22 protein-coding genes are annotated in these 19,907 nt (G+C 65.8%); 10 read left to right on the forward strand and 12 right to left on the reverse strand.

All coding sequences use genetic code 11. From position 1 onward, the window contains the following. Window positions 1–8 precede the first annotated feature (8 nt). Window positions 9–521, forward strand: coding sequence for a putative immunity protein (locus ACSQ23_RS24205; RefSeq protein ID WP_436092173.1), 513 nt, complete (start codon window positions 9–11; stop codon window positions 519–521). A 177-nt stretch (window positions 522–698) separates the two neighbouring features. Here the strand turns inward: ACSQ23_RS24205 and ACSQ23_RS24210 are convergent, their stop codons facing one another. Further along, window positions 699–1,283 carry a TetR/AcrR family transcriptional regulator gene (locus tag ACSQ23_RS24210; RefSeq protein ID WP_055880822.1) on the reverse strand — a complete coding sequence of 195 codons (585 nt, stop codon included), beginning with the start codon at window positions 1,281–1,283 and terminating at the stop codon, window positions 699–701. Between the two features lie 68 nt (window positions 1,284–1,351). On the opposite strand from ACSQ23_RS24210, the gene ACSQ23_RS24215 reads away from it, so the two are divergent. Then, window positions 1,352–1,741 (forward strand): nuclear transport factor 2 family protein, encoded by a 390-nt coding sequence (locus ACSQ23_RS24215; RefSeq protein WP_436092174.1) that lies wholly within the window; start codon window positions 1,352–1,354, stop codon window positions 1,739–1,741. 90 nt (window positions 1,742–1,831) lie between these two features. Here ACSQ23_RS24215 and ACSQ23_RS24220 read toward each other — a convergent pair whose 3' ends face one another. Continuing rightward, on the reverse strand, window positions 1,832–2,323 hold the full coding sequence (locus ACSQ23_RS24220; RefSeq protein ID WP_436092175.1) for an NUDIX domain-containing protein: 492 nt from the start codon (window positions 2,321–2,323) through the stop codon (window positions 1,832–1,834). 85 nt (window positions 2,324–2,408) lie between these two features. Here ACSQ23_RS24220 and ACSQ23_RS24225 point away from each other — a divergent pair, with 85 nt between their 5' ends. The 4 genes from ACSQ23_RS24225 to ACSQ23_RS24240 all read left to right on the forward strand — a co-directional run bounded on the left by ACSQ23_RS24225 (window position 2,409) and on the right by ACSQ23_RS24240 (window position 6,417). Further along, entirely contained in the window at window positions 2,409–3,302 is an 894-nt protein-coding gene (locus tag ACSQ23_RS24225; RefSeq protein ID WP_436092176.1) for a metallophosphoesterase family protein, read from the forward strand. A 2-nt stretch (window positions 3,303–3,304) separates the two neighbouring features. Then, window positions 3,305–4,633, forward strand: a complete 1,329-nt coding sequence (locus ACSQ23_RS24230) for a hypothetical protein (RefSeq protein WP_436092177.1) — start codon at window positions 3,305–3,307, stop codon at window positions 4,631–4,633. Further along, a complete protein-coding gene (locus ACSQ23_RS24235) occupies window positions 4,623–5,942 on the forward strand; it encodes a Mur ligase family protein (RefSeq protein ID WP_436092178.1) in 1,320 nt (439 codons plus the stop codon). The genes ACSQ23_RS24230 and ACSQ23_RS24235 overlap by 11 nt, the downstream gene beginning before the upstream one ends. A gap of 139 nt (window positions 5,943–6,081) precedes the next feature. Beyond that, the gene (locus ACSQ23_RS24240) at window positions 6,082–6,417 is read left to right on the forward strand and encodes an SMR family transporter (RefSeq protein ID WP_055880836.1); all 336 of its coding nucleotides are present in this window, start codon (window positions 6,082–6,084) and stop codon (window positions 6,415–6,417) included. Window positions 6,418–6,617: 200 nt separating this feature from the next. On the opposite strand, the gene ACSQ23_RS24245 is transcribed toward ACSQ23_RS24240, so the two are convergent. Together ACSQ23_RS24245 and ACSQ23_RS24250 are read right to left on the reverse strand one after the other, a co-directional pair. Next, complete coding sequence (locus ACSQ23_RS24245; RefSeq protein WP_436092179.1) at window positions 6,618–7,619, reverse strand: MDR family oxidoreductase; 1,002 nt, start codon at window positions 7,617–7,619, stop codon at window positions 6,618–6,620. 33 nt (window positions 7,620–7,652) lie between these two features. Next, window positions 7,653–9,398: a tetratricopeptide repeat protein gene (locus ACSQ23_RS24250; protein WP_436092180.1), complete on the reverse strand. Its 1,746-nt coding sequence runs from the start codon at window positions 9,396–9,398 to the stop codon at window positions 7,653–7,655. Window positions 9,399–9,665: 267 nt separating this feature from the next. On the opposite strand from ACSQ23_RS24250, the gene ACSQ23_RS24255 reads away from it, so the two are divergent. Further along, the gene (locus ACSQ23_RS24255; RefSeq protein ID WP_436092181.1) at window positions 9,666–10,112 is read left to right on the forward strand and encodes a hypothetical protein; all 447 of its coding nucleotides are present in this window, start codon (window positions 9,666–9,668) and stop codon (window positions 10,110–10,112) included. A gap of 602 nt (window positions 10,113–10,714) precedes the next feature. Beyond that, window positions 10,715–11,215, forward strand: a complete 501-nt coding sequence (locus tag ACSQ23_RS24260; RefSeq protein ID WP_436092182.1) for a hypothetical protein — start codon at window positions 10,715–10,717, stop codon at window positions 11,213–11,215. Window positions 11,216–11,384: 169 nt separating this feature from the next. Here ACSQ23_RS24260 and ACSQ23_RS24265 read toward each other — a convergent pair whose 3' ends face one another. From ACSQ23_RS24265 to soxR, 3 genes are read right to left on the reverse strand one after another with little or no spacing between them, the layout of a single operon-like run. Beyond that, window positions 11,385–11,579 carry a DUF3008 family protein gene (locus tag ACSQ23_RS24265; protein ID WP_056001248.1) on the reverse strand — a complete coding sequence of 65 codons (195 nt, stop codon included), beginning with the start codon at window positions 11,577–11,579 and terminating at the stop codon, window positions 11,385–11,387. A gap of 27 nt (window positions 11,580–11,606) precedes the next feature. After that, window positions 11,607–12,125: an MgtC/SapB family protein gene (locus ACSQ23_RS24270; RefSeq protein ID WP_436092183.1), complete on the reverse strand. Its 519-nt coding sequence runs from the start codon at window positions 12,123–12,125 to the stop codon at window positions 11,607–11,609. A 56-nt stretch (window positions 12,126–12,181) separates the two neighbouring features. After that, window positions 12,182–12,646 carry a redox-sensitive transcriptional activator SoxR gene (gene soxR, locus ACSQ23_RS24275; RefSeq protein ID WP_056001968.1) on the reverse strand — a complete coding sequence of 155 codons (465 nt, stop codon included), beginning with the start codon at window positions 12,644–12,646 and terminating at the stop codon, window positions 12,182–12,184. 175 nt (window positions 12,647–12,821) lie between these two features. Between soxR and ACSQ23_RS24280 the strand changes: the two genes are divergently transcribed. Both ACSQ23_RS24280 and ACSQ23_RS24285 read left to right on the forward strand, forming a co-directional pair. Further along, the gene (locus tag ACSQ23_RS24280) at window positions 12,822–14,168 is read left to right on the forward strand and encodes an MFS transporter (protein WP_436092184.1); all 1,347 of its coding nucleotides are present in this window, start codon (window positions 12,822–12,824) and stop codon (window positions 14,166–14,168) included. 5 nt (window positions 14,169–14,173) lie between these two features. Beyond that, window positions 14,174–14,305, forward strand: coding sequence for a hypothetical protein (locus ACSQ23_RS24285; protein ID WP_436092185.1), 132 nt, complete (start codon window positions 14,174–14,176; stop codon window positions 14,303–14,305). A 187-nt stretch (window positions 14,306–14,492) separates the two neighbouring features. On the opposite strand, the gene ACSQ23_RS24290 is transcribed toward ACSQ23_RS24285, so the two are convergent. The 5 genes from ACSQ23_RS24290 to ACSQ23_RS24310 all read right to left on the reverse strand — a co-directional run bounded on the left by ACSQ23_RS24290 (window position 14,493) and on the right by ACSQ23_RS24310 (window position 19,589). Further along, window positions 14,493–15,275 carry an SDR family NAD(P)-dependent oxidoreductase gene (locus ACSQ23_RS24290; protein WP_055880855.1) on the reverse strand — a complete coding sequence of 261 codons (783 nt, stop codon included), beginning with the start codon at window positions 15,273–15,275 and terminating at the stop codon, window positions 14,493–14,495. A gap of 192 nt (window positions 15,276–15,467) precedes the next feature. Then, window positions 15,468–16,514: an NAD(P)-dependent alcohol dehydrogenase gene (locus ACSQ23_RS24295; protein WP_436092186.1), complete on the reverse strand. Its 1,047-nt coding sequence runs from the start codon at window positions 16,512–16,514 to the stop codon at window positions 15,468–15,470. Beyond that, window positions 16,511–17,374 carry an ATP-binding cassette domain-containing protein gene (locus ACSQ23_RS24300; protein WP_436092187.1) on the reverse strand — a complete coding sequence of 288 codons (864 nt, stop codon included), beginning with the start codon at window positions 17,372–17,374 and terminating at the stop codon, window positions 16,511–16,513. The genes ACSQ23_RS24295 and ACSQ23_RS24300 overlap by 4 nt, the downstream gene beginning before the upstream one ends. Beyond that, the gene (locus tag ACSQ23_RS24305; RefSeq protein ID WP_055880860.1) at window positions 17,371–18,486 is read right to left on the reverse strand and encodes an ABC transporter permease; all 1,116 of its coding nucleotides are present in this window, start codon (window positions 18,484–18,486) and stop codon (window positions 17,371–17,373) included. The genes ACSQ23_RS24300 and ACSQ23_RS24305 overlap by 4 nt, the downstream gene beginning before the upstream one ends. 98 nt (window positions 18,487–18,584) lie before the next feature. Beyond that, complete coding sequence (locus ACSQ23_RS24310) at window positions 18,585–19,589, reverse strand: substrate-binding domain-containing protein (RefSeq protein ID WP_407065080.1); 1,005 nt, start codon at window positions 19,587–19,589, stop codon at window positions 18,585–18,587. Window positions 19,590–19,907: the final 318 nt, after the last annotated feature.

Raw genomic sequence — 19,907 nt, forward strand, 5'->3', positions numbered from 1 at the left:
GCAGACGGATGATCCTCAGCAAAGAACGCGATCCGCGGCTCGTCACCATCCGGCGCGGCGGCACGCTGACTGATGCCGGTCACCACTTGCTCGCCCGCTGGGCGGCGGACTGCGCCACCCATGTGCTGCACCACTTCGAAGCCGCCTGCCCCGGCGACGACCGGCCCCGCCGGGCGATCGAGCTGACCCACGCCTGGATTCACGGCGAGATCCCGGTGAAACAGGCGCACGATATGGCTTTCGTCGCCAACGCCGCCGCCCGCGAGCTCACCGGCGCGCCCAAGTTCGCTGCCCTGTCAGCCGGCCAGGCCGTCGCCGTGGCGCATGTGGCGGCGCATGATCTGGGTGCGGCCGCCTATGCCATCCGCGCCGCTGAGGCCGCAGCACCGGAGGCCGAGCGGGAGCAGGCCCGGCGCGAGGAGTGCGCGTGGCAGCGCGCGCAGCTGCCCGACGCAATCCGCGCGTTGGTGCTCGACGACCAGCAGCAACGCAACGCCATCTGCTGGTCGGTGTTTGATTAGCGGCTGCTCGCTGGCGGACTGCCTGCCTCCACCCCCACCGGCTGTCATCCCAGCGAAAGCTGGGACCCAACTCGCCACAGTGCAAGCGGTTAGATGGGTCCCAGCATTCGCTGGGATGACACCGAGTGGGTGGAGCGAGTGGTGGCTATTGCTCCACCATGGGGTGGCCCCATTGCCTCAGCGTGCCACCAACAGCCTCGCCAACCCTGCCTCGATCAGCGCCGGCACGCTCCTGGGATCATCGAGATAGGCGATTTCCAGCAACCCATCCGACAGCGCCACCAGCAGCGAAGCCGTCACCTCCGGCGCCGGATCACCATCCGCCGCCAGCAGGTCGCGCAGCACGCCGTGATACCAGGCGCGGCGGGCATCGATCGCCCGGCGCACCGGGCTGACCGGGTCGGTGTATTCGGCTGCCGCATTGAGGAATGGGCAGCCGCGAAAATCCCCGGCCATGCCGGCAGTGCTGATGCGCCCGAGGATTGCCGAGAGCATCCGGCGCGGTGGTAGCTTCGGCAGCGCGGCAACGGCGGCGCGGCCGATCCGGTCCTGCTCCTCGAGATAGGCGACCACCAGGTCGTCCTTGGACGGAAAGTGGCTGTAGAACGTCGCCTTGGCCACACCGGCTTCCGCGATGATGCGGTCGATGCCCACCGCATGGATGCCCAGCGCATAAAACAGCCGCGTCGCCGTATCGAGCAGCCGCCGCCGCGCCGGCAGCGGCGCGGACGCGGGGTCAGTGGAGGAATCGCTCTTCGCCATGGCTTGACACTACCAGACAGGTCTGTATGGTTCAACACATAGACAGACCTGTCTGTACGGAGAGCGAAATGCCGTCGACCGAAACCGCCGAAATCATGCGCCGCTTCAATCAGGCGTTCCTCGAGCACCAGCCGAAACTCCTCGAAGACCTCATCGCCCCCGATTGCGTCATGGAGTCGATCCAGCCGGCGCCCAACGGCACGCGTTACGAGGGCTACGACGCCTGCCTCGCCTTCTGGCAGGCCATCGCCACCGACCCGGTGGCCTGGTTCGATGTCGAGGACACCGTCGTCATGGGCGACAACGCCACCATCCGCTGGCGCTTCAACTTCGGCAACGGCGGCTCGGTCCGCGGCGTCAACGTCATGCGGGTGCGCGACGGCCGGATCGTCGAGGCGCTGGGCTACGCGAAATCCCCGGGCCAGGCCGCGCCGCTGCCCGAGGCGGCGGGTTCATGATGTTCTAGCCCCGATCTCTCCACACGGTGGGTGGGCAACTTTGGGTGCCCCTGCCCCGGCTATTTAGGTTGAGCACAACCCCGCCGCCCCCTACCACAGCCCCGGCAGTTCCTCCGTCCCCGCCGCGATCTCGGCGATGCGGCGAGCTGTGCCGGGGTTCATCCCTTCGGGCAGCGCGTCCATTTCGAACCAGCCGATCTCGGCGATCTCGCTGTTCGGCCGGAACGGCTTCACCTCGCTGAAGCTGCGCCCGACATAGACCGCCACGTGGTCGCGGTTGGTCGCCTCGTGCTTTTGCAGATAGAGCCCCAGCAGCCGCATCGGGCCCTCGACGCGAAGGCCGGTTTCTTCTTCGGCTTCGCGTCGCGCCGCATCCTCAGCGGTTTCGCCCGGCTCGACCCCACCGCCCGGAAAATGCCAGCCCGGCATGTAGGTGTGCCTCAGCAGCAGCACCCGGTTGCCATCGAGCAACACCGCCCTGGTGCCCAGCACCATGCGCCGGCGCACCCCGACGATGAACAGGTGCGCCGAGGTTCTGACGCGCTGCCAGCGGCTCATGGTTCTGCTGGTGGTTCGGCTCATGGGGATGCTCTCGCTGACGTTCAATTGGCGCCGGAGCCATTTAGGGCATTTTCTTGCCACGCGCCGCATGGCATTACGCCGGGCAATGATCACGCTCGCCCATCTGTCCGACGTTCACCTGGCCCCGCTGCCGCCCGTCCGGGCGCGCGACCTGATGAACAAGCGGATCACCGGCTTCCTCAACTGGAAGATCAAGCGCGAGCACACCATGGCCGGCGACGGGCTGACCAAGCTGGTGCGCCACATGCGCGAGCAGAACCCGGATTTCACCGTCGTCACCGGCGACCTGGTGAACCTGGCGCTCGATGCCGAGATCAACACCGCCTATAACTGGCTCGAGACCCTCGGCCCGCCCGAGCAGGTCTGCATCTCGCCCGGCAACCACGATGCCTATCTCAAGGGCGCGTTGCAGAAGGCGATGGATCGCTGGGACGGCTACGTCATGGGCGAAACCATCGACGATAACGCCTTCCCGTTCGTTCGCCGCGTCGGCGACGTTGCGGTCGTTTCGTGCAACAGCGCCGTGCCCACCGCCCCCTGGATCGCCGCCGGCCGCTTCGAGGAGGACCAGGCGGCGCGCCTTGCTCGCTGCCTGAAGCTCCTCGGTGACGGCGGCTATTTCCGCGTCGTCCTGATCCACCATCCGCCGAACCAGGAGCAGGCGCATCCGCGCCTCGGGCTCTACGGCGCCAAGTCCTTTCGCCGCGTCATCGCCGAGCACGGCGCCGAGTTGGTGCTGCACGGGCACACCCATCAATCCTCGATCTATGCCATCCCCGGCCCGCGCGGCGATGTGCCGGTGGTCGGCGTCGCGGCGGCGGGCGCCGCGCAAGGCGATACTGGCGGGCACGATCCGGCCCGCTACAACCTGTTCTCGATCCAGCGCCTCGGCACCTCGTGGCAGTGCACCTTGCGCGAGTTTGGCTTTCAGCGCCTTTCGACCGATATAGTGCTGAGACTGAGCCTCAGGATCTACTGAACGTGACCGAAGCCTTCACCATCGAGCCGCCCGCCTTCGACGCCGTGACGGGTGTGGCGACGTTCCGCTACACGCTCGGCGAGCTGAGCTTTTCCGAAGTCCTGAGCTTCCCCTCCGGCAGCGATAGCAGTGTCGCGGCGACGCCAGCTTTCCTCAAACTGCTGCAGCTGACCGCCGTCGTCCTCGGCGTCAGCTACTTCAAGCTGCGCGCCCCCTATCGCATCGTCATCCCGTTCCCGCTGACCGTGCGCGAGCACGATTTCGCCCTCGACGTCTATGAGAACGGCCTCGGCGAGTTCTACGCCCGCAACAACCTGAAGCGCTTCGGCGAGATCGAGATCGACGACCCCGAGGATCACGGCCCTGCCCCCGCCGCACCCACGCTACGCGACCGCGCCCTGCTGCCGATCGGCGGCGGCAAGGACTCGCTAGTCAGCGTGCAGCTGTTCGAGGCCGCGGAGCTGGATTTTACCCCCTTCGCCGTCAACCCCAAGGGACCGATCATCGGCAGCGTCGACAAGGTCGGCCGCACCCCGCTCTATGTGGGGCGCAAGCTCGACCCCGAGATGATCCGGCTCGGCAAGGAGCCCGGCTATTACAACGGCCACGTGCCCTCGACCGCCATCAACTCGATGATCGCGGCGCTGACTGCGCTGCTGTTCTCCTACAACCGGATCGTTCTCTCCAACGAGCGCTCGGCCAGCGAGGGCAATGTCGAGTTCGATGGGCGCGAGGCCAACCACCAGCATTCCAAGTCGATCGATTTCGAGAACCTGATCGCCAGGGTGCTCGAGCACGCCACCGGCGGCAGCCTCAGCTATTTCTCGCTGCTGCGCCCCTACTCCGAGGCGAAGATCGCCACGCTGTTCGCCCGGGTGAGCCGCTTCGATCACGTGTTTTCGAGCTGCAACGAGAACTTCAAGCTCGCTGGCCATGACGGCCCGCTCTGGTGTGGCAAGTGCCCCAAGTGCCACTTCGTGTTCCTGATCTTCGCCCCGGTCATGGAGAAGCAACGTCTGGTCGGCATCTTCGGCCAGAACCTCCTGAGCCAGCCCTCCCATGAGCGCTCGTTCCGCGAGCTCACTGGCCTCGCCGGCCAGAAGCCCTGGGAATGCGTCGGCGAAATCGAGGAAGCGGCAGCCTGCCTCTGGGCCCTGACCAAGCTGCCGCAATGGGCAGATGAGCCAATCGTTTCAATGCTGAAGCCGGATCTGTTGACTCAGTATGGCAGCCAGCGCCTCGAAGACGCTCTTGCCGAACTCATGATCGATAGCCCAGAACACCTCATCCCGAAGGACATCTTCGAGCGAGTCGCCCCGCATGCGCTTTGACGAACCCGTGCTGCTCTACGGCGCCGGCCGCGAGGCCCGCTCCACCCGCGCCTTCATTGAGGCCCGCTCCCCGCACACCAAGGTGTACGTCACCGTCGACAGCGGCGAAGCCGATATCGAGGACGCCACCTTCATCGCGCCCGCCGACCTGACGCAGGCCATCGAAGCGCGGCTGTTTGCGACCATCGTCAAGAGCCCCGGCGTGTCGCGCTACCGCCCGGTGTTCGCCATGGCGCGCGAAGCCGGCATTGCCGTCACCTCCAACCTCAACCTCTGGGGCGAGGCCTATCGCGACGGGCGCATGGTCATTGCCATTTCCGGCACCAAGGGCAAATCCACCACCGCCACCCTGGTGCACCTGATGCTGGTTGAATCCGGCCTTGATGCCGGGCTCGCCGGCAATGTCGGCCTCGCGCCGCTGGAAATCGCGGACAAGCACCCGATCGTGGTGTTCGAGCTCTCGAGCTACCAGACCGCCGACATGGCGTTCACCCCCGACATCGCGGCGATCACCAACCTCTCGCCCGAACACACCGACTGGCACCGCAGCGTCGAGCGCTATTACCAGGACAAGCTCAACCTGATCGACCGCGACGCGCCTTTCCCGGTAGCGCTGGGCGTCGGCGCGTTGGGCAACCCGCTGGTGATGGAGGCGCTGCGCGACCCGAAACGGCTGATCCCACCGCTGGCGCCGTTCATTCACGACCGCATCGCCGGCGCCGCCGCCCGCTCCCGCCTCAAGGGCGAGCACAACCTGAATAACGCTCTGCTCGCCGCGGCCATCGCCATGAAGGCGGGCGCCGACCTCGAGGGCGTGGTGCGCGGCATCGCCAAATTCACCCCGCTGCCGCACCGGCTCGAAGAGCACCAGGTCGGCGATGTGACCTTCGTCAACGACTCGATCTCGACCACGCCGGAAGCCACCAAGGCGGCGCTCGCCGCCTATGAAGGCAGCCGCATCGCGCTGATCGCCGGCGGTCACGAGCGCCACCAGGATTATTCCGAGCTCTCGCAGCTCCTCGCGCCCCGCGGCGTCACCGTGCTGGTCTGCCTGCCGGTGACCGGCGACCGCCTCGCCACCCTCACCTATGCCGCAGCCCCCGAGATCGAGGTGATCGAAGCCGGGACGCTCGAAGATGCCGTCAAGGCGCTGGCCGGACGGCAGTCGAAGTTCGAGACGGTGATCCTCTCGCCCGGCGCTCCGAGCTATGGCCAGCTCGAAACCGCGGGCAAGGTGTTCAAGAATTTCGAGGAACGCGGCGCCGCTTTCGTCCGGCTCGCCGGCACCTATTTCGGGGCCAAGGCGTGAGGCACGCCACTCACCCCCCACTCGGTGTCATTCCCGCGAAAGCGGGAACCTCTGCTTTCTTGGCGGCGGCACCACCGCAAACGGAGGTCCCCGCCTTCGCGGGGATGACCCTGTGGGTGGCTGCGAACGCAGTCGACGCATGACGATCGCCTATGCTTACCTGGCGGTCGCCATCGTCGCTGAAGTGATTGCCACCACCGCGCTCCGCGCTGCCGACGGCTTCACCCAGCTCTGGCCGTCGCTGATCTCGATCGTCGGCTACGTCGTCGCCTTCTACTTCCTGTCGCTGACGCTACGCAGCATGCCGGTCGGCATCGCCTACGCCATCTGGTCGGGCGTCGGCATCGTGCTGATCTCGCTGGCCGGCTGGCTGATCTACAAACAGCTGCTCGACCTGCCGGCCCTGATCGGCATGGGCCTGATCATGGCCGGGGTGATCGTCATCAACCTGTTCTCGAAGACGGCTGTGCACTGAACGGTTCCCCTGGAAGGAAGGGCGATACGTTGCTGGAAGGCACAGACTTACCGCCCCACCGGTGTCATCCCAGCGAAAGCTGGGATCCAACTATCGGCTGGCACTGGCGGCGAGATGGGTCCCAGCTTTCGCTGGGATGACACCGAGTTGGAGGAGCCTGCAGTGGCTGACACCAACCTGCCGCGCATCCTACACCAGCTTCAAGTCGGCGGGTCCCGCGGGTTCACCACCACGCGCCCGGCAATCTTGCCTTCCAGCAGCTGAGCCGCCAGCCCCGGCAGATCCTCGAGCCGTGCTTCGGTCAGCATCGGCTCGAACGCTGCCGGCACGAACAGCGTGGTCAGCCGGTCCCAGGCCGAGCGGCGCGCTTCGAAGGGCTGCATCACCGTGTCGATGCCGCAGAGCGAAATGTTGCGCAGGATGAACGGGATGACGCTGGCGTCCCAGCCGCGGCCGCCAGCATTGCCGATCGCCGCCACCGCCCCGCCATAGCGGATCTTCTTCAGCACTTCGCCGAGCAGCGGGCCGCCGACCGAGTCGATGGCGCCCGACCATTGTTCCTTGTCGAGCACCTTGCCGGTCGGCTTCAGCACCTCGTCGCGCGAGACGATGCGGCTGGCGCCCAGCTTGGTCAGGCGTTCAGTGAGCTCGGCTCGCCCGGTCGCCGCGGCAACGTCATAACCGAGCCGGCTCAGCAGCAGCACGGCGATGCTGCCGACCCCGCCGCCGGCGCCGGTGACCAGCACCTCGCCCTCGCCGGCCCGGATCCCCTCGGCCTGCAGCCGGTTGACCGCCAGCATGGCCGCGAGCCCGGCCGTGCCGATCATCATCGCAGTGCGGGTCGAAAACCGCTTCGGCAGCGGCACCAGCCAATCAGCTTTCACCCGCGCCCGCTGCGCATAACCACCCCAATGGAGCTCGCCCACCCGCCAACCGGTGAGGATCACCGCCTGGCCGGGGTGGTAGCGGGCATCGCTGCTCTCCACCACGCGCCCGGCAAAATCGATGCCCGCGACATGCGGATAGGTTCTGACCAGCCCGCCCTGCCCGGTGAGGCACAGCGCATCCTTGTAATTCAGCCCGGCCCACTCGATCGCCACCAGCACCTCTCCGGCCGGCAGCTGTTGATCGGTGATCTCCTTGAGACTGCTGCGCAATTCACCGTCAGCCAGCCGCTCGGTGACCAGGGCGCGAAAAGACATGAAAACTCCAGAACCAACGGTCGAAAACGTCGATCAGTACGGCCCGTTGAGAGCCGCCTGATCAATGCCTGCCGCGGCCAGTTCGTTGCCGATCTCGGCACGCAATTCGGGATCGCCCAGCCGCTGGCGAAGCACCGGCAGAATACCGAAGCGACGGAAGCGCGTCACCTCAAGCAACTGCGCAATCGACCGGTTGAGTGCATCTTCCGACTTCAGCCGGTATGCCGCCGCCACGGCGATGGCCGAAGCCAGCTCGGCATCGCCGACCGCCAGCGCCTCTGCCTGCAGCAGCGCCTCGGCATTGTTCCCCTCGCGCAGCGCGTTCACCGCAGCGGCCTCGTGGTACCAGTAGGGTGGCGTTACGGCCCGGCGCAGTGCATCGGCGGCCATGGCCTTCCCCTTCTCGGATTTGCCGCGCAGCGACAGCAGCCGCGCGTAGCCTGCATAGGCGTCGAGGTTCGAGGGGTTGAGCTGCAGCGCCGAGGTGAACGCCGCCTCGGCCTCGCCGAACCGGCCGACGGATTCGAGGAAGAAGGCATATTCGCGCCAGATCGGGCTCGAGGTCGGCGCCAGCGCCAGCGCCTCGTCGATCTGTCGCTCCGCCTCGGCAATCGGCTCGGGGTCGCGCGCCGATGGCGGCTGCATGCGCAGCGTGCGGTCGAGCAGCAGCGTGCCACTCATGGCGAGGCCTACCGCCGAGCCCGGCTGGCTGCGCAGCAGGCCACTGACGCAGGCACGGGCTCGCTCGCCATCGTCCAGCCTGGCGCTGCCGCGATAGCGGGTGAACAGCAGGCCGCAGAGGTAGTCGGTCTCGTTGCCGGCAAGATCGGTATTGGTGGCCAGCCACTGCATCGCATCGGTGTGCAGCGGCCCGTCGACCGCGCCCAGCTGGTCAGCAAAGCCCTGCGACAGCCGATCGATCGAGGTGGGAAACTCGGCCGTCGCCACCTTCTCGGTCATGCTCCACACCGCCGCATCGGAGCCAACACGCTTGAGGCTGGCGGTGACCTGCATTTCGGTGCCCTCGGTACGCGCGATGCCCGACAACTCGAAAGTTGCTGCTGTCGCCTGCTGCGCCGCCGGCCCGGTGCGCTGCAGGTAGACGGCATCGATGAACGGGAACAGCCCTAGGTCGGTCACCAATTCGACCGCGAGGCCGGCGACGCTGGCAGCAGGCGCCTGGGCCGCCACCGAGGTGAACTCGGTGACCGAAACCACAGGCGGCTGCGGCACTGCGATCCGCACCTGGCGCGGCGCCAGCACCTGCGTCAGCACCAGGGCGATGCCAAGCGCGACGAACACCAGCACCACCAGCAGCACGATGTCGTCGAGCCGCGCCAGCCACGACCTCTCAGCAGCGACCTGAGCAATCGGCGGCGTGAAACCGGTTACAGGTGATTCAGCCGCCGCCGGGGCCGGTTCGCCCGATGAAGTGCGAAATTCCGGGATGTAACGTCCCACCGGCAGGTAAAATATGACGGGTTCGGAGGCCCCCTCGCCGGCATAGTATTCCTCCAGCACCGCACGCAGCCGCCGGGCCTGCACGCGCACGATCGGATCGTTCTGCGGATCGAAGCTCTGCGGCCGCCCGAATACGTCCACCGCGATCGAATAGGCCTTGATGCCAGCCTCGTTTCCATCGAGCCGTGCGCCGACTATGTAGTTGAGAAACTTGGCAAGTTGTGGCGAACGCGCCAGCCCGGGCCACTCCTGGATCCGCGCCAGGGCAGCCTCGACCTCCGCTCGGGGCGGCATTGTCTGCGACAACGGTTCGCCCACGCGAGTACCTCCCCCTGCGTATCTGGGCGATTTACATGTTAATCGCAAGCCTCGTTACGGCGTTGTTACATGCCTTTGCCTATGCGCACGGTCATCAAACCATCATATCCCGGCCTGTCGCTGCATAACGCAGTCGCCGCGAGCATGTCTTGTGGCGGTAAGGGGACGCAACGAAGCTCCCCCGGCGCTCCGGCGCCACCGACGGGTTACCGACTACGTATAGAGTTTTCGGCCATTGCCGCGGCGACGCGGCAAGAAGGAACCATTATGGACGCTATTGGTACCGGCCAGCCCTTTATGGCACTGGTCGACGACGACTCACATTCCGCCCGGCTGATGATCCGGATGCTGCTCGCCCATGGCGCGCCGTCCGTGAGCTGGCTCAACGGCGAAGCCTTGGCGACTGCCGAGATCCACCAGTTGCTCGAGGATGACCTCGCGACCATTCCGGGTCTGGTGATCGTCGATCTCAAAGCCTCGTCCAGTGCCACCCTGGACTTTATCGTGAAGCTCCGCGCCATGCGCGACGGCCATTCGCTGCTGATTGCCGCGATTGCCCCGACGCTCGACCGCGAGCCGCGAGAGGCCCTTATTTCCGCCGGCGCCGACGCTGTGTTCGAGCGGCACGCCGATATCAATTCCTACCGTCGCGAAGCGGCGGCCATCGTCAGTTTCTGGGTGCGCAATCAGCACCTAGATGCGGTTGGCACGTAATCACTGCGTCCACAGGTTACGTGCCGGGCGGGGAGCGCGTTGCATTGAGGCAGGCCACTGCCGATTGCATTCCCAAATGCGCTCTCCGTCTCTTCTATCCCTCGGAGCGTTTTCAGGAAAAGTTGCAGACTTTTCCGGTTCGAAAGCGCGACAAAATCTAGATGAGGCCAGTTGGTTCTCATGACTGAGCTACCGCCCGACCGCCGATATCCCTGCGGCGACCCGGGCGGCCCTGGGCCGGAGACCCCAAGCTCCGACCCAAACCGGCGGTCCGTCGCGTTCCCTCACGCGGCGGCCGCCATACGACGACGGAAAGACGGGGCGCGACCTCCTGACGCTGCCCCGCCTTCCCGTTTCTCGGTCTCGCGCCGGTTCCCGGTGTGCTGAGACCATTCGGTGTGTAACCCAGTTGCGGCGGGCCACTGGGGCCAGCAGGCGAAGGCGCGGTTGCGGATACTTCTCCCACCGCAACCGCGCTTCTCCCGTACCTGGCGGCCTTCACCGCCCACGGCCACTCCGGGGTCGGCCTTCCAAGCCTGCAGCCTTGACCGCCTCGCCCGGATCACCGCACTGTCGCGCCTTCCAGACCGGAGGCCACCCCGATGCTCAGAATGTCGATGTTTGCGGCCGCCGTGCTTGGCCTGCTGAGCACTCCGGTGCTCGCCCAAGATGCCGTCGACGGCGAGGAGGCCGTCGACAGCTTCGTGCTGCCGGCCTTCAACGGCATCGCCGTGTCACAGGCTCCGGAGGCCGGCCTCGGCGTCTGCTTCGGTCCGTTCGCTGCCGACGCGATGGATTGCGCCGTGGCCCAGTGCGTCCAGCAAAGCGGGCTTAGCCCCGAGGAGTGTTCACCCAACCTCTGGTGCTATCCGCACGGCTGGGTGGCCGATATCTTCATGCAGCACAACGAAGGCCCGCACTGGCACAAGTTCGTCTGCGATCAGAACGATCAGATGAGCCTCGAAGCCATCGTCACGACCGAGTGCGCCAAGGATTTCCTCTTGAGCTGCGAACTGGTCCGTATCTGGGACAACGAAGGTCAGCAGGTCTTCGGCGAAGGCGCCGACCCGCAGCTACCGCCGCCGCCCACGGCGATCGAGTAACAGCGCGACTGCTTGGCCGGCGCAAGCCAACCCTCACCCCTGTCCCCTCCCCCCGAAGTAGGGGGAGGGAGACGCTCGCACCTGCATCAGTGTTTTGGTCTCCCTCCCCTTTCTTAGGGGGGAAGGGACAGGGGTGGGGTCAGCCCGCACCGGCCTCTGTGCAAGCCCGCTAGTGCTTCGTCTTGCCCTTGTGCTCGGGCAAGCCCTTGCGCTTGGTCTCAGCGAACTCTTCGAGCTGGTTCTCGCTCATCGATTTGTACATCGACTTTGACGCGCCCTTCAGGTCTTTCACCTTGGTGTCGCCGCGCTTGGCGGAGAGCGCCGCGCCGGCGGCTTTCTGCTGGGCTTTCGAGGTTGCGGGCATAATGGAGCCTCCTTGAGTTGGGAAGACTCAACGATCCTTTTGCGGCTCCGTTCCCTCGCCGATCTTGTCGTTCTCGGCACTGACCACCCGGTGCGAGAAGGCGCGCATCGCGGCGAGGACGATCACCGCGAACACCGCCACCACGACCGCGATCACATAGTAGCCGAGCGCCGCGCAAACGCCGACCGCGCCCGCCAGCCACATCCCGGCGCCCGTGGTCAGCCCCTGCACGCTGCCGCGCTGCTGGAAGATTGCACCGGCGCCGAGAAAGGCGATGCCGGCGGTGACCGCTTCAATGGCGCGGATCGGGTCGGAATTGTTGCTGCCGCCCTCCACCGCCTCCTGGTAGATCTCGAACGCCAGCGTGGTGAACAACGCTGCGGCGAGCGCCACGAGGATATGGGTCCGCAACCCCGCCGTGCCGGCCTGCGAGCCGCGCTCCCAGCCAATCAATCCGCCCAGCACCGAGGCGATCAGCAGCCTGATCAGGATGATGTGGTGCGGGGTGTGAGTCGGCTCGTAGCCGAGACTGGTGACAAAATCCATGTTTGAGGGCCCTGTTGACGCTTCCCCCTCAACGGCTTGCCTCGTCCCCGGTTCCGTCAGCTCCTGTAGCTCTCACCGCCCTCGCGCATCAGCCGGCGCGGGCCACTGCCCTCCTCGGCCAGGTGATCGCCGGAATTCATCAGCGGGCAACTGCTGGTGGACAGGCACCCGCAGCCGATGCAGCCATTGAGCTCGTCACGCATGCGCGTCATCAGCACGATTCTCCTGTCGAGCTTTTCATGCCAGAGCTCTGACATCAAACGCCAATCTGCCGCCGAAGGGGTGTGGCCCACCGGCACGTGCCCTAGGGCCTCGGCCACTTCGGCGAGCGGGATGCCCAGTTCCGTGCCCATCCGGACGATGGCCAGCCGGCGCAGCACGTCGCGGTCGTAGCGCCGCTGGTTGCCGGAAGTGCGGTGGCTGCGGATCAACCCCTTCTTTTCGTAGAAATGCAGAGCCGACACGGCAAAGCCGCTGCGTTCTGACACCTGCCCCACAGAAAGTTCGCGCGACATCGCGATTTCCTCTTTACCTGAAGTTAGGTTGAGGTTGTAGCAGTGACGTCCCGATGCGGCCAGAGGCTGCGCGACAGTTAAGACAGTGGTGGTTTCGATGGCGGCGACGAAGAACGGTTGGGGCGAGATATTCAGCGGCGGCAACGCCTTGCCCGTGGTGGTGTTTGCCGGCGGCGTCGGCATGAACGCCATCGAAGTCTATATCGGCTCGACGCTGATGCCCTCGGTGGTGGCTGAAATCGGCGGGATCGACCTGTTCGCCTGGGTGACGACCGTGTTCATCGTCGCCTCGATCGTCGCTTCGATCTTTGCGGCTGTGCGGCCGTTCGGGCTCGGCCCGCGGCAGAACTACCTGATCGCCGCAACCATGTTCGCGCTGGGCAGCCTGATCTGCGGGCTGGCGCCCTCGATGCCGATCCTGCTGCTGGGCCGCGCGCTGCAGGGCTTTGGCGGCGGTCTCCTCGCCGCGTTGACCTTCATGATGGTGCGGCTGGTGTTCCCCGAGCACCTCTGGGCTCGCGCCTTCGCGCTCGCCTCGGGCATCTGGGGCATCGCTACACTGGTCGGCCCCTCGATCGGCGGCATCTTTGCCGAGCTCGGCATCTGGCGCTGGGCCTTCTTCATCCTCGTGCCGTTCGCCGCTCTGGTTGGCCTTCTCGCCGTCAAGGTGGTGCCGGCAAAGAGCAGCGAGGCCGGCATGACCAGCCTGCCGATCCGCCAGATCGGCCTGATGATCGTCGCCGTCCTGGCGCTCTCCACCGCCGGTGCGCTGTCGCACGATATCGTCGTCGCCGGCGGCCTGACCGCTCTCGCCATCCTGGCGCTGGTGGTGTTCGGGCTGATCGAGCGGAGCGCGCCACAGAAGCTGTTCCCCACCGGCACCTTCCGCTTCGGCACGCTCCTCGCCTCGCTGTTCGGCACCATGGTGCTGCTGCAGATGGCGATCACCAGCGACATCTTCATCCCGCTGTTCATGCAGACCCTGCATGGCCTCGGCCCACTCACCGCCGGCTACATGGTGGCTTTGGTCGCTGTCGGCTGGAGCTCGAGCTCGATGCTGACCGCCGGCTGGACCGAAGACCGCGCCCGCATGATCATCGCGTTCGGCCCGGCGCTGGTGCTGATCTCGGCGATCGGTCTGGCGCTGTTCGTCGGCCACCAGAACCCGAGCTCGAGCCTCGGCTTCATCATCCCGATCGGGCTGTCGCTGCTGATCATGGGCGTCGGCATCGGCACCGCCTGGACGCAGCTGACCCCGCGGGTGATGCAGGCGGCGCCCGATGGCGAGCATGACGTGACTTCGGCGGCGCTGAGCACCATCCAGCTCTTCGCCTCCGGCCTCGGCGCGGCTTTGGGCGGCCTGATCGTCAACCTCGCCGGCCTCGCGGCAGCGAACCCGACCCCGATCGCTGCGGCCAACTGGCTCTATGGCCTCTTCATCATCGTCGCGATCCTGGTGGTGCCGATCGGCTTCAGCATCGCCCGGACCGAGGCCCGCCTCCCCGCCGCGGCACAGCCGGCGGAGTAACGAATTTGCCGCCGGGCTTCGGCCCCGCGGCATCCCGACTGGCCGAGGGCGCGATGCTGCCTGCGCTCCCGGTCGGACTCGCGGTGTCGGCGATCATCGCGCTGGGCGTGATCGACCGGCACCGCGAAAACTATTGAGGGCTTTGCCCTTCGGTTCACGCAGATCGTCCCACCGACTCGATGTCATCCCAGCGAAAGCTGGGACCCAACTCGCAGCCCGCACCAGTGGATAGATGGGTCCCAGCTTTCGCTGGGATGACAGCCGGTGGGGAGGCTAGTCTGTGGGTAACGACCACCGCCAGGGGAACTCATCCGTGAAACGCCCCTAAACCGTCTTCAACCAGCCCCCATCGACAAAATACGTCGACCCGGTCGAGTAACTCGCCTTCTCCGAGCACAGGAACACGAAGAAATTCGCCATCTCCTCCGGGGTGGCGAAGCGCTTCATGCCGCCGGCTTCGTCGGCAACGCTTTGGAGGTGCGCTTCAAAGCCGTTCTCGCCAGCCAGTTGCTTGGCCGTCTTCACCCAGTCGGGCGTCCGCACCAGCCCCGGGTTCACCGTGTTGACGCGGATATTGTCGCCCACCACCTCGTTGGCGAGGGTCTTGGAGAACATCATCAGCGCTGCCTTGGTGGTGTTGTAGATCGGCTCGTACCACAAGGGCTGCACCGCGCAGATCGAGGCATTGTGGAGGATGGCGCCACCGCCCCGTGCCTTCATCTGCGGCACCAGCCCGCGGCCCAGCCGCACCGCGGCCATCACATGCAGATCCCAGTAATATTGCCACTTGGCGTCGTCGGCCTCGGCAATGGTCTCGTTCGAGCCGGTGCCTGCATTGTTGACGAGGATATCGGCGCCGCCGAGCTGGGCTGCCGCCGTCACCACCTTGGCGCAGCCCTCGGCGGTGGCGACATCGGCCGCCACCCCATGCGCCTCGACATGGTACTTCGCCCCGATGCGCGACGCCTCGGCATGCAGCCGCTCCGAGCCGCGCGCCGTGATCAGCACGTTGGCCCCCTCGGCCGCAAAGCCCTCGGCCACCGCGAGGCCGATGCCGACGCTGCCGCCGGTGATGACGGCGAGTTTCGATTTCAGACCGAGGTCCATGTGTTTCCCCCATTCAAGATAGAAAAGACCCCTCACCCGCCGGTGCGCGGCGACCTCTCCCTCGGGGCGCTACCGCGTCCCCCAAGGGAGAGGTGAACGTGAGGCACCATCGTGCCGTAACCGCCACCTCTCCCTTTGGGGGAGAGGTCGGAGCGCATCAGTGCTCCGGCTGAGGGGGCCTTTCTCCGAGCCCTAAGCGTCCATCAAAATCTGCAGCTTCACATCCGTCGGCCGCGCTTCCACCGCCCGGTCGAACGCCTTGATCGAATCCTCGAAGCTGAACGTCGCCGAGATCAGCGGCTTCAGATCCACCCGCCCCGAGGCCATCAGCGCGATGGCGCGCTCGTACTGGTGGGCGTAGCGGAACACCGAGGCGATGGTGATTTCCTTCACCGACAGCGAGGCGATGTCGAAATCGATCGGCTCGACCGGCAGCCCGACCACGACGATCGTGCCGCCAGGACGGGCCACGTCGACGATGCCCTTCCAGGCGCGCGGGCTGCCGGAACACTCGAACACCACGTCGGCGCCCCAGTTCTCGGTGAGCCGGTTGACCTCCTCGAGCAGGTTCTTGTCCTTGATATTGACCGGGATAATGCCCTGGTACTGTCCGGCAATATCGAGCTTGGGCTGCGCCAGGTCGGTGATTAGCACCCGCGAGCAGCCGCCGGCCAGCGCCGCCAGGGCGACCATGGTGCCGATCGGGCCGGCGCCCATGACGATCGCGGTGTCGCCCGGGGTGATCTTCGCCTTGGTCGCCGCCTGCATGCCGACGGCGAACGGCTCGACCATCGCGCCCTCGGCGAAGCTGACATTGTCGGGCAGCTTGAAGGTGTAGTTGGCCGGATGCACCACGTACGGCGTCAGCACGCCGTGGATCGGCGGCGTTGCCCAGAAGGTCACCGCCGGATCGATATTGTACATCCCCAGCCGCGACGCCTTGGAGTTCGGGTCGGGGACGCCGGGCTCCATGCAGACGCGATCGCCCACCTTGAGGTTAGTGACCCCTGCCCCGACTTCGACCACCGTGCCGGCCGCTTCGTGCCCCAGCACCATCGGCGCGTTGACCACGAACGGCCCGATCCGGCCATGGGTGTAGTAGTGCACGTCGGAGCCGCAGACGCCCACGGTGTGGAGCTTGATTTTGACTTCGCCGGGGCCGACCTCGGTGGGGAGCTCGATGTCACGGAGTTTCAGTTCGTGCTGCTTTTCGAGCACGAGTGCACGCATTTTCGTCATTGGACCTGTGAGGCTTCCTCGCCGACTTTGTAGTGGTGCGTCGGGCCGGTGGCGCCTTCGACCGGGGGCTTCATCGCCCCAGTCATGATCGCTACTGCGTCCGACATCGAAAATTGCTTGGGGTTGATGATCGCGATGCGCTTGCCGAGCCGGTGGATGTGGATGCGGTCAGCGACCTCGAACACGTGCGGCATGTTGTGCGAGATGAGGACGATCGGCAAGCCGCGCTTTTTGACGTCGAGCATCAATTCGAGCACGCGCCGGCTCTCCTTGACCCCGAGCGCCGCGGTCGGCTCGTCCATGATCACCACGCGCGAGCCGAACGCCGCGGCGCGCGCCACTGCCACGCCCTGGCGCTGGCCGCCCGAGAGTGTCTCGACCGACTGGTTGATGTTCTGGATGGTGAGCAGGCCCAGTTCGCTCAGCTTGTCGCGGGCGATTTTCGCCATCCTGGTGCGGTCGAGCCGCCGGAACAGCGATCCGGTCCAGCCGGGTTTCCTCAGCTCGCGGCCAAGGAACATGTTGTCGGCGATCGACAGCGCCGGGCTGAGCGCCAAGTTCTGGTAGACGGTCTCGATGCCCGAGTTGCGGGCGTCCATCGGTGATTTGAAATGCACCGGCTGGCCATCGAGCAGGATCTCGCCGCTATCGGGGATCACGGCCCCGCACAGCGCCTTGATCAGCGTCGATTTGCCGGCGCCATTATCGCCGATCACTGCCAGGATCTCGTTGCGGCGGAGGTCGAAATCGGCGTTGTCGAGCGCCACCACCCGGCCATAGCGCTTGTTGAGGCCTCTGCCCTCGAGCACGATATCCCCGGCATTGCCGGTCGGCAGGCTCATATTGGTCAATTCGCTCATGCCGAGATCTTCCTGATCCACTGGTCGATGGTGACGGCAACAATAATCAGCACGCCAACCGCGAAATCCTGCCACAGCAGGGCAAGGCCGGAGAGCGCCAGGCCGTTGCGGAACACCCCCACGATCAGCGCGCCGAACAGCGTGCCGACAATCGAGCCGCGCCCACCGAACAGGCTGGTGCCGCCGATCACCACGGCGGTGATCGAGTCGAGATTGGCGGTCTGCCCGGCCTGCGGGCTGACGCCGCCGATGCGGCCGATCAGCACCCAGGCCGCAATGGCGCAGATGAGGCCCGCCAGCGCATAGACGGCCAGCAGCACGCGATTGGTGTTGATACCGGAGAGGCGCGCCGCGTCGGGGTCGTCGCCGGTGGCATAGACATGCCGGCCGAAGGCGGTACGCCCCAGGATGTAGCTGAGGACGATGGCGAGGACGATCATCAGTACCGAGCCATAGGTGACCACCCAGCCGCGCAGCCATGGCAGGTCGAGCCCGAAGAACAGCCCGATATCGTAGAGCTTGAACAGTTTCCCCAGCCAGAGCAGGAACGGCGCTGCCGCTTCCATGTCCTGCGAGCGGATAGTCTCGCTGTTCGAATAGAAGGTGTTGAGCGCCCCGAAAATGCTCCAGGTGCCGAGCGTCACGATGAACGGTGGCAGCCTCAGCATCGTGACCAGCAGCCCGTTCAGGTAGCCGCAGGCGAGGCCGGCGAGGAGGCCGAGCGGAAAGGCGATCCAGACCGGCACACCGAAATAGACAGCCGTGCGGCCCATCACCACCGAGCAGAGGATCATGATCAAGCCGACGCTGAGGTCGATGCCCGCCGTGAGGATTACCAGCGTCTGCGCCATGCCCAGAATGGCGACAATGGTCACCTGCTGCAGCACCACCGAAAGGTTGAGCGGCGAGAGGAACTTGCCGGGGGCGGCGATGGCGAAGATCACGCTGCTGACCAGCAGCACGATCAGCGGGATCAATGTGGGGTACTCGTGCAGTATCCCCTGGATGGTCCGGATGATGCCCTTGCGGTCTTCCTCGAAGGCCGCAACTTCGGTCGCTCCCCCCTTCAGACCAGTTTCAGCCGTTGCCGAGCCGGCGGCGTCGTCGCTCATCGTGTCCCCTCTCCCCTAAGGACAAGTTGTCGGAACCGTCGGTTCCCGCGCCGGCGACAAGCGCCGGTGCGGGAACCCGTTGCTTCAAATCAGGCCGATCAGCCCCAGCAAAGCTCGGCGCCCTTGGTGGTGTCGATCGACTCGACGCCTGCCACCGGCTTGTCGGTCACCAGTGTCGCGCCGGTGTCGAGGAAGCCCATATTCGGGTCGATCGCCGGAATGGTGCCGCTGACGATCGCGTCGAGAGCCATCGAGGCCATCTTCAACGGATATTGCTGGCTGGTGGCGCCGATCACGCCCGACTTGACGTTGGCGACGCCCGGGCAGCCGCCGTCGACCGAGACGATCAGCACTGAGCCGTCATCCTTGCCAACTGCCTTGAGCGCCTCGTAAGCGCCCGCTGCCGCCGGTTCGTTGATGGTGTAGACGACGTTGACGTTCGGGCACTTCTGCAGCGCGTTCTCCATCGCGGTACGACCCTTTTCCTGGTCGCCCTGGCTGATTTCGTGCGTGCAGATGCGCGCGTCGTCCTCGTCGCCGTACTTGTTGGGGTCCTTCACGTCGATGCCGAAGCCGGCCATGAAGCCCTGGTCGCGCAGGTAGTCGACAGTCGGCTGGTTGGTGGCGAGGTCGAGCGCCACGATCACTGCATCTTTGGCCTTGTCGCCCAGCGTTCCGGCGGCCCATTGGCCGATCAGCATGCCGGCCTTACGGTTGTCGGTGGCGAACGTCGCGTCGGCGGCGTCCATCGGATCGAGCGGAGTATCGAGCACGATCACCTTGAGACCGGCGTCACGCGCCTTCTGGATGGTCGGCACGATGGCCTTCGAATCCGAAGGCACGATGGCGAAGCCCTTGGAGCCTGCCGAGATCTGGTTCTCGATGCAGGCGACCTGCCCGTCATTGTCGCCGTCGAACTTGCCCGCGCAGGCGATAAGCTTCACTCCAAGCTCCTTGGCCTTGGCCTCGGCGCCTTCACGCATCTTGACGAAGAACGGGTTGGTCTCGGTCTTGGTGATCAGGCCAACGGTAACGTCCTGAGCCAGCGCGGCGCCGCTCATCAGGCCGCCGGCGACGACAGCGCTGGCAAGAGCCAGCTTCAGATAGCTAAGTCCCATGTAGTCCTCCCAAGAGTTCGATAATTGTCATTCCGGTCCACCGGCGTTTCGCCGCTCCTCAGGACCGTTGGATCAGGGTCGTCGAGCCGCCTCCGCGACACGCTCCTCCCCGAACCGGAGGCGATATTCAGCGCAACCTCTGCGGCCTGTCAATAAATTAATCCACTTGATTTATTAATTGACAGAGGGGGTATGAGGGATAATCCTTTCGTTCGGGAGGGGTGAGAACCCCATGTAATCGATTGCCGTTTCGCCTCCGGCGTGGCTTTTGTGCGCACGACGGAGAACGGACGAATTGTCAAC

The organism is Devosia sp. LjRoot16, assembly GCF_964252795.1.
Taxonomy (GTDB): domain Bacteria; phylum Pseudomonadota; class Alphaproteobacteria; order Rhizobiales; family Devosiaceae; genus Devosia_A.

What these genes read in the sequence shown, in the direction of transcription:
- ACSQ23_RS24205 (WP_436092173.1), top strand. Translation starts at nt 9, where the DNA reads ATGATCCTCAGCAAAGAACGCGATCCGCGGCTCGTCACCATCCGGCGC.
- ACSQ23_RS24210 (WP_055880822.1), bottom strand. Translation starts at nt 1,283, where the DNA reads ATGGCGAAGAGCGATTCCTCCACTGACCCCGCGTCCGCGCCGCTGCCG.
- ACSQ23_RS24215 (WP_436092174.1), top strand. Translation starts at nt 1,352, where the DNA reads ATGCCGTCGACCGAAACCGCCGAAATCATGCGCCGCTTCAATCAGGCG.
- ACSQ23_RS24220 (WP_436092175.1), bottom strand. Translation starts at nt 2,323, where the DNA reads ATGAGCCGAACCACCAGCAGAACCATGAGCCGCTGGCAGCGCGTCAGA.
- ACSQ23_RS24225 (WP_436092176.1), top strand. Translation starts at nt 2,409, where the DNA reads ATGATCACGCTCGCCCATCTGTCCGACGTTCACCTGGCCCCGCTGCCG.
- ACSQ23_RS24235 (WP_436092178.1), top strand. Translation starts at nt 4,623, where the DNA reads ATGCGCTTTGACGAACCCGTGCTGCTCTACGGCGCCGGCCGCGAGGCC.
- ACSQ23_RS24240 (WP_055880836.1), top strand. Translation starts at nt 6,082, where the DNA reads ATGACGATCGCCTATGCTTACCTGGCGGTCGCCATCGTCGCTGAAGTG.
- ACSQ23_RS24245 (WP_436092179.1), bottom strand. Translation starts at nt 7,619, where the DNA reads ATGTCTTTTCGCGCCCTGGTCACCGAGCGGCTGGCTGACGGTGAATTG.
- ACSQ23_RS24255 (WP_436092181.1), top strand. Translation starts at nt 9,666, where the DNA reads ATGGACGCTATTGGTACCGGCCAGCCCTTTATGGCACTGGTCGACGAC.
- ACSQ23_RS24260 (WP_436092182.1), top strand. Translation starts at nt 10,715, where the DNA reads ATGCTCAGAATGTCGATGTTTGCGGCCGCCGTGCTTGGCCTGCTGAGC.
- ACSQ23_RS24265 (WP_056001248.1), bottom strand. Translation starts at nt 11,579, where the DNA reads ATGCCCGCAACCTCGAAAGCCCAGCAGAAAGCCGCCGGCGCGGCGCTC.
- ACSQ23_RS24270 (WP_436092183.1), bottom strand. Translation starts at nt 12,125, where the DNA reads ATGGATTTTGTCACCAGTCTCGGCTACGAGCCGACTCACACCCCGCAC.
- ACSQ23_RS24280 (WP_436092184.1), top strand. Translation starts at nt 12,822, where the DNA reads ATGAACGCCATCGAAGTCTATATCGGCTCGACGCTGATGCCCTCGGTG.
- ACSQ23_RS24290 (WP_055880855.1), bottom strand. Translation starts at nt 15,275, where the DNA reads ATGGACCTCGGTCTGAAATCGAAACTCGCCGTCATCACCGGCGGCAGC.
- ACSQ23_RS24295 (WP_436092186.1), bottom strand. Translation starts at nt 16,514, where the DNA reads ATGACGAAAATGCGTGCACTCGTGCTCGAAAAGCAGCACGAACTGAAA.
- ACSQ23_RS24300 (WP_436092187.1), bottom strand. Translation starts at nt 17,374, where the DNA reads ATGAGCGAATTGACCAATATGAGCCTGCCGACCGGCAATGCCGGGGAT.
- ACSQ23_RS24305 (WP_055880860.1), bottom strand. Translation starts at nt 18,486, where the DNA reads ATGAGCGACGACGCCGCCGGCTCGGCAACGGCTGAAACTGGTCTGAAG.